The following is a 6,499-nucleotide window of genomic DNA, read 5'->3' as shown; positions in this document are numbered from 1 at the left end:
AGCCGCGCAGCACGCGCCGCGGCGGCGGCACCAGCTGCGGCCCGGCATGGCGGCCGCGGCCACGGCCCAGGCGTTCGAGCACCAGCACCAGCCCCACCACGCCCACCAGCCCGAAGGCCAGCTGCGCCGCAGCCGTCAGCGAGTACAGGCCGAACCAGGTCTTGTAGACGGTGGTGGCCAGCGTATCCACGCCCAGGATGCTGACCGCGCCGAAATCGGCCAGCGCTTCGAGCAGCACCAGGGTCAGGCCCGCCACCCAGGCCGGCCGCGCCATCGGCAGCGCCGCGCGGAAGAACGCCGCCACCGGCCCGTGGCCCAGCGAACGCGCGGCGTCCATGGCCGCGCTGCCCTGGCGCAGGAAGGCGGCGCGCACCACCAGGAAGACATAGGGATAGAGCACCAGCGCCAGCACCGCCGCCGCGCCGGGCACGCTGCGCAGTTCCGGGAAGCCCGCGGGCGAACCGCCCAGCGCGCGCCACGCGGTCTGCAGCGGGCCGGCGTAATCGGCCAGGCCGACGTAGACGAAGGCCACCACGTAACCCGGCAGCGCCAGCGGCAGCACCAGCGCCCAGTCGAAGAAGCGCCGGCCGGGGAATTCGAAGCGCGCGCTGGCCCAGGCGAAACCCACGCCCGGCACCAGCGCGAACACCGCCAGCAGCGCCAGCAGCGCCAGCGTGTTGCGCGTGGCCGCCGGCAGCACCTGCCCGAACAGGTGCGGCCAGACGTCGGGCTGCGGCGTGGCGAAGGCGCTGCCCAGCCACAGCACCGGCAGCAGCAGCGGCGCAGCCAGCACCCACGCCAGCGCGCGGGGCCAGCGGGCGCGCGCCGCGGCGGCCGGGCTCATCGGCTCAGCGCCAGCCGGCGCGGTCCATCAGGCGCACCGCTTCGGCCTGGCGCTGGCCGGCCACCGACACGTTCACCGCGTCGCCGCGGAACGGACCCCAGGCGGCGACCACCGGGTCGAGCGCCACGCCCGGGCTGGCCGGGATCTCGAAATTGACGCTGGCGAAGTCGGCCTGCACCGACGGCGAGGCCAGCCATTCCAGGAAGGCCTGCGCGGCCGCCTTGTTCTTCGAGGCGGCGACGATGCCGGCGCCCGAGATGTTCACGTGCGCGCCGGCGCCGGCCTGGTCGGCCCAGAACACCTGCACCGGGAAACCCGGCTCGTCGTGCTGCAGGCGGCCCAGGTAATACGTATTGATGATGCCGACGTCGCACTGGCCCGCGGCGATCGCCTTGGCCAGCAGGGTGTCGTCGGCGAAGGGCGCGGTGGCCAGGTTGGCCACCCAGCCGCGCACGACCTGCTCGGTGCGTTCGGCGCCCAGTCGCTCGATCATCGTGGCGACCAGCGACTGGTTGTAGACCTTCTTGGACGAACGCAGGCACAGCCGGCCCTTCCACTCCGGCGCGGCCAGCGCTTCATAGGTGGAGAGCTCGGCCGGCTTCACCCGCGCGGTGGAATGCACGATGGTGCGGGCGCGCTGCGACAGCGCGAACCAGCGGCCGTGCGGGTCGCGCAGGTTGGCCGGGATGGCGGCTTCGAGCTTCGCCGAGCGGGTGGGCGCGAGCAGGCCGCGCTCGGCCGCCTGCCAGAGGTTGCCGGCGTCCACGGCCATGAAGATGTCGGCGCGGGTGTTGGCGCCCTCGGCGGCGAGGCGCTCGATCAGCACCGGGGCGCCGTCGGAGAGCAGGCGCACCTGGGTGCCGGTTTCCTTTTCGTAGCGTTCGAACAGCGGCTTGACCAGCGGCTCGCGGCGCTCGGTGTACACCACCAGTTCCGCGGCCTGGGCCAGCGGCGCGAGCAGGCTGGCAAGCAGCAGGGCGATCAACGTGCGCGACATGGGCGGCTCCTTGAGGGGACCCGCCAAATGATAATGGTTCTCACTTGAAACACAAGGCGCGGCCAGCCGCCACGCCCCGTGCATTCAGTCGACGTCGCGCACCTGCAGCGACATGTTGTTCGCCGACACCACCTTCACGCGGGTGCCGGCCGGCAGGTCCGGGCCCTCGGCGGTCCAGAAGGCGTCGCCGATCTTCAGGCGGCCGCGGCCGTCGACGATGGCCGACTCCAGGTGGAACACCTGCCCCACCAGCTGTTCGCCGCGGCGGTTGAGCAGCGGCTGCTCGCCCGGTCCTTCCTTGCCGCGGAAGAACTTCACGTACACGCCGATGAAGGCGAAGGACAGCAGCACGAAGGCGATGGCCTGCCACACCGGCGCCAGGTCCAGCACCAGCAGCAGCAGGAACACCGCCGCCGCCGCGAAGCCCAGCCACAGCAGGAACACGCCGGGCGCCAGCGTCTCGGCCGCGATCAGCAGCAGCGCCAGGCCGGCCCACACGATCAGTTCGGTGCGCATGGCTCAGCCCCCGACGCGCGGCGGCGGGCTCGGCGCGCGTGCCGCGGCGGCCGTCGGCTGCAGGCCCAGGCTTTCCTTCGCCAGTTCGGCGATGCCGCCCAGCGAGCCGATGATGCCGCTCGACTCCATCGGCATCATCACGAACTTCTGGTTCGGCGCCTCGGCCAGGGCCTTGAAGGCCTCGATGTACTTCTGCGCCACGAAGTAGTTGATGGCCTGCACGTTGCCCTTGGAAATGGCCTCGGACACCATGCGCGTCGCGTTCGCCTCGGCCTCGGCCAGGCGCTCGCGGGCCTCGGCGTCGCGGAAGGCGGCTTCGCGCTTGCCTTCGGCTTCAAGGATGGCGGCCTGCTTGTCGCCCTCGGCGCGCAGGATCTCGGCGGCGCGCTGGCCCTCGGCCTCGAGGATGTTGGCGCGCTTCTCGCGCTCGGCCTTCATCTGCCGGGCCATGGAATCGACCAGGTCGCGCGGCGGCTGGATGTCCTTGAGCTCGATGCGGTTGACCTTGATGCCCCAGGGGTGGGTGGCCACGTCCACGACGCTGAGAAGCTTGGCGTTGATCTCGTCGCGCTTGGACAGCGACTCGTCGAGGTCGAGCGAGCCGATGGACGTACGGATATTGGTCATCACCAGCGCGATGGTGGCCTGCTCGAGGTTGGCCACCTCGTAGGCGGCCTTCGCGGCGTCGAGCACCTGGAAGAAGATCACGCCGTCCACCTTCACCACGGCGTTGTCGCGGGTGATCACGTCCTGGGAGGGCACGTCCAGCACCTGCTCCATCATGTTCACCTTGCGGCCCACGGCCTGGATGATGGGCACCAGGAAGTGCAGGCCCGGCGACATGGTGTGGGTGTACTTGCCGAAGCGCTCGACGGTCCATTCGTAGCCCTGCGGCACCATGCGCACGGTCTTGATGAGGACGATCACGCCTGCGACCAGGATGATGATGGTCAGGATTTCCATGGCTCCACTCCCCGGGGGTCAGCGGCCAGTCTAAGGCCAAGCCGCGGGCCAGTGTCGCTAATGTTATTGCGAATCATTCTCGCCCGCAGTACCATTTGCGCCGACCGCCGGCCCGCGCCGGCCATGCCTTGGAAAACACCGGAATGTCCACCCTGCTCCGCGCCGCCATCGCCCTGGCCCTGCTGCCGGCCGCCCCCGCCTTCGCCGACGGCGACACCGCCACGAACCCCGACGAAACCCTGGTGCGGCTCGACCGCGTCAACGTCTTCGGCAGCCGCCACGAGGTGGCCAAGACCGCCGGCTCGGCGCACTACCTGGACGAGGCGACGCTGCGCAAGTTCAACTACCGCGACGTCAACCGCGTGCTGCGCCAGGTGCCCGGCGTGTACCTGGTGGAAGAGGAAGGCTTCGGCCTGCGCCCGAACATCGGCATCCGCGGCTCGGGCACCGACCGCAACAACCGCATCACGGTGATGGAGGACGGCGTGCTGATCGCGCCGGCGCCCTACGCCGCCCCCGCCGCCTACTATTTCCCGACCATGGCGCGCATGCACGCGGTCGAGGTGAAGAAGGGCGCGGCCTCGGTGCAGGCCGGCCCGCGCACCACCGGCGGCGCGCTCAACCTGCTGTCCACGCCGGTCCCCACCGAAACCAGCGGCGAATTCGACCTGGCCCTGGGCGAGAACGGCACCCTGCTCAGCCACGGCTGGATCGGCTCGATGGGCGAGCGTTTCGGCGGCCTGGTCGAGGGCGTGCGCCAGGAAACCCACGGCTTCAAGCGCATCGACGGCGGCGGCGACGCCGGCTACGAGCTCAACGACTTCGTGGCCAAGCTGCGCTGGACCAGCGCGCCCGACGCCGCCCGCTACCAGCAGCTCGACCTCAAGCTCGGCCGCAACACCCAGGACAGCAACGAAACCTACCTCGGCCTGACCGAAGACGACTTCGCCGCCGACCCGAACCGCCGCTACGCCGCGTCGCGCCTGGACAACATCCAGACCCGGCACCAGCTGTTCGAACTGCGCCACCTCATCGAGCTCTCGGACCGCGTGGACCTGACCACCGTGGCCTACCGCACCGAGTTCCAGCGCAACTGGTACAAGCTCAACGACGTGCAGGGCGTGTCCATCGCCCGCATCCTCGACGACCCCACCACCTATGCCAGCCAGTACGCCTGGCTCACCGGCGCCACCAGCCCGGCGAACGCCCTGCGCCTGCGCAACAACAACCGCGGCTACTACGCCCAGGGCCTGCAGAGCGTGCTTGGCGTCGACTTCGACACCGGCGCCGCCCGCCACGACCTGGAGTTCGGCCTGCGCCTGCACCGCGACCAGGAAGACCGCTACCAGGACGACGACCGCTACCAGATGGTCGCCGGCGAGCTGGTGCGCACCACCGACGGCGCGCCCGGCACGCAGGAAAACCGCGTCGGCGACGCCGAGGCGCTCTCGCTGTACGTGCAGGACACCATCGAATGGGGCAACTGGATCCTGACCCCGGGCGTCCGCTACGAGCGCATCGACCTCACCCGCACCAACTATTCCACCGCCACCGGCCTGCGCGACGTGGTGCTCTCCACCGTGGAAACGCAGGTGGACGAAGTCATCCCGGGCCTGGGCGCCACCTACCTGCTCAGCGACGACGTCACCCTGTTCGCCAGCGTGCACCGCGGCTTCAACCCGCCGGGCCCGGCCTCGGGTTCGGAATCGGAGAAGAGCGTGAACGCCGAGTTCGGCCTGCGTTACGGCCGCGACGCGCTCTCGGCCGAGCTGGTCGGCTTCGTCAACGACTACTCGAACCTGGTGGGCACCTGCACCGCCTCCACCGGCGGCAACTGCAACATCGGCGACCAGTTCGACGGCGGCGAAGCCCGCATCAGCGGCCTCGAGGCCAGCCTGGCCTACGACTTCGGCGGCAACGGCCCGCTCTCGATCCCGGTGTCGCTGGCCTACACCTATACGAACGCCGAGTTCCGCAACAGCTTCAGCTCCGACTTCGAGGAATGGGGCGACGTGGCCAGCGGCGACCAGCTGCCCTACCTGCCCGAGCACCTGCTGCACGTGGAAGCCGGCCTGCAGGGCGAGCGCTGGCGCGTGGGCGTGGCGGCCAACTACCTCGACGCCATGCGCACCGTGGCGGGCCGCGGCGCCATCCCCGCCGGCGAAGGCACCGATTCGGCCGTGGTCTGGGACCTCAGCGCCGGCTACCGGGTGAACGAGCGCCTGGAGCTGTACGGCCGGGTCGAGAACCTGGCCGACGAAACCTACGTCGTGGCCCGCCGCCCGGCCGGCCTGCGCCCGGGCCAGCCCCGCGCCACCGTGCTGGGCCTGCGCTACCAGTTCTGAACCACGGGCCAGGGAAGGACCAGGAAGGCCGGGGGCAACCCCGGCCTTTTTTCTGTGCGACGCTTTCCCCTCCCGGCGCATCCAAGACCGATGTGAGCCATCCCTCCTCCTTCGCCATCGACCTGCCCACGGGCCTGGTGCAGCGCGCCCAGCGCGGCGAGGCGAGCGCGTTCGAGCAGATCTACCGGCGCTTCGAGCGGCCGGTGTTCACCCTGGCGCTGCGCCTCACCGGCGAGCGCGAGGAGGCACAGGACGTGCTGCAGGACACCATGCTCAAGCTGTTCGACCGCATCGGTGAATTCCGCGCCGAGTCGCCGTTCTGGGGCTGGCTGCGGCAGATCGCGGTGAACGAGGCGCTGATGCGGCTGCGCAAGCGCAACCGCCTGCCCGCCACCGAGGACGCCGACGAGGCCGAACTCGAAAGCCACGACGTGATGCTGCCACCCGCCGCCGCCGACGCCGCCCTGCTGGGCCAGGCGCTGGCGAAGCTGCCCGACGCCACCCGCAGCGTGCTCTGGCTCTACCACGCCGAGGGCTACACCCACGACGAGATCGCCGGCCTGATGGGCAAGACCGCCAGCTTCTCGAAATCGCAGCTCGCGCGCGGCACCCGCCGCCTGCGCGACCTGCTCAGGATCGATTCGGAGGTGCACTCCCATGCCTGACGACGCCCGCCTTCCCGAGCGCGAACTCACCGTGGCCGAGGCGTTCGCCCGACTGCCGCTGGAAACGCCCGACCGCAGCGCCTGGCCGGTGCTGGCCGCGCGCCTGGCCGCCACCGAGGACCGCCCGCGCGGCCCACGCTGGCCCTTCGCCCTGGCCGCCGCCGCGGCC

At 70.9% G+C, this 6,499-nt stretch carries 6 protein-coding genes; 2 read left to right on the top strand and 4 right to left on the bottom strand.

The window, feature by feature from the left end; translation table 11 throughout:
- From N790_RS03380 to N790_RS03365, 4 genes are all read right to left on the bottom strand, one after another.
- A partial coding sequence (locus N790_RS03380) for an ABC transporter permease (protein ID WP_156969910.1) occupies positions 1-844 on the bottom strand: 844 nt, incomplete at its 3' end.
- Between the two features lie 4 nt (positions 845-848).
- Entirely contained in the window at positions 849-1,841 is a 993-nt protein-coding gene (locus N790_RS03375) for an extracellular solute-binding protein (RefSeq protein ID WP_043800728.1), read from the bottom strand.
- 84 nt (positions 1,842-1,925) lie between these two features.
- A complete protein-coding gene (locus tag N790_RS03370) occupies positions 1,926-2,357 on the bottom strand; it encodes an NfeD family protein (RefSeq protein ID WP_043800725.1) in 432 nt (143 codons plus the stop codon).
- Positions 2,358-2,360: 3 nt separating this feature from the next.
- Positions 2,361-3,320 carry an SPFH domain-containing protein gene (locus tag N790_RS03365; protein ID WP_043800722.1) on the bottom strand — a complete coding sequence of 320 codons (960 nt, stop codon included), beginning with the start codon at positions 3,318-3,320 and terminating at the stop codon, positions 2,361-2,363.
- Between the two features lie 143 nt (positions 3,321-3,463).
- On the opposite strand from N790_RS03365, the gene N790_RS03360 reads away from it, so the two are divergent.
- Both N790_RS03360 and N790_RS03355 read left to right on the top strand, forming a co-directional pair.
- Positions 3,464-5,665 (top strand): TonB-dependent receptor family protein, encoded by a 2,202-nt coding sequence (locus tag N790_RS03360; RefSeq protein ID WP_156969909.1) that lies wholly within the window; start codon positions 3,464-3,466, stop codon positions 5,663-5,665.
- 92 nt (positions 5,666-5,757) lie between these two features.
- Positions 5,758-6,330 (top strand): RNA polymerase sigma factor, encoded by a 573-nt coding sequence (locus tag N790_RS03355; RefSeq protein WP_052385656.1) that lies wholly within the window; start codon positions 5,758-5,760, stop codon positions 6,328-6,330.
- Positions 6,331-6,499: the final 169 nt, after the last annotated feature.

The organism is Arenimonas malthae CC-JY-1 (assembly GCF_000747075.1).
In the GTDB taxonomy this organism is placed as follows: Bacteria; Pseudomonadota; Gammaproteobacteria; order Xanthomonadales; family Xanthomonadaceae; genus Arenimonas; species Arenimonas malthae.
Note: the sequence above shows the minus strand (reverse complement) of the source record. Positions and strands in the feature narration are given on the sequence as shown.

Bases quoted from the DNA above. Each gene is read 5' to 3' on its own strand.
- N790_RS03375 (WP_043800728.1), bottom strand. From the start codon at position 1,841: ATGTCGCGCACGTTGATCGCCCTGCTGCTTGCCAGCCTGCTCGCGCCG.
- N790_RS03370 (WP_043800725.1), bottom strand. From the start codon at position 2,357: ATGCGCACCGAACTGATCGTGTGGGCCGGCCTGGCGCTGCTGCTGATC.
- N790_RS03365 (WP_043800722.1), bottom strand. From the start codon at position 3,320: ATGGAAATCCTGACCATCATCATCCTGGTCGCAGGCGTGATCGTCCTC.
- N790_RS03360 (WP_156969909.1), top strand. From the start codon at position 3,464: ATGTCCACCCTGCTCCGCGCCGCCATCGCCCTGGCCCTGCTGCCGGCC.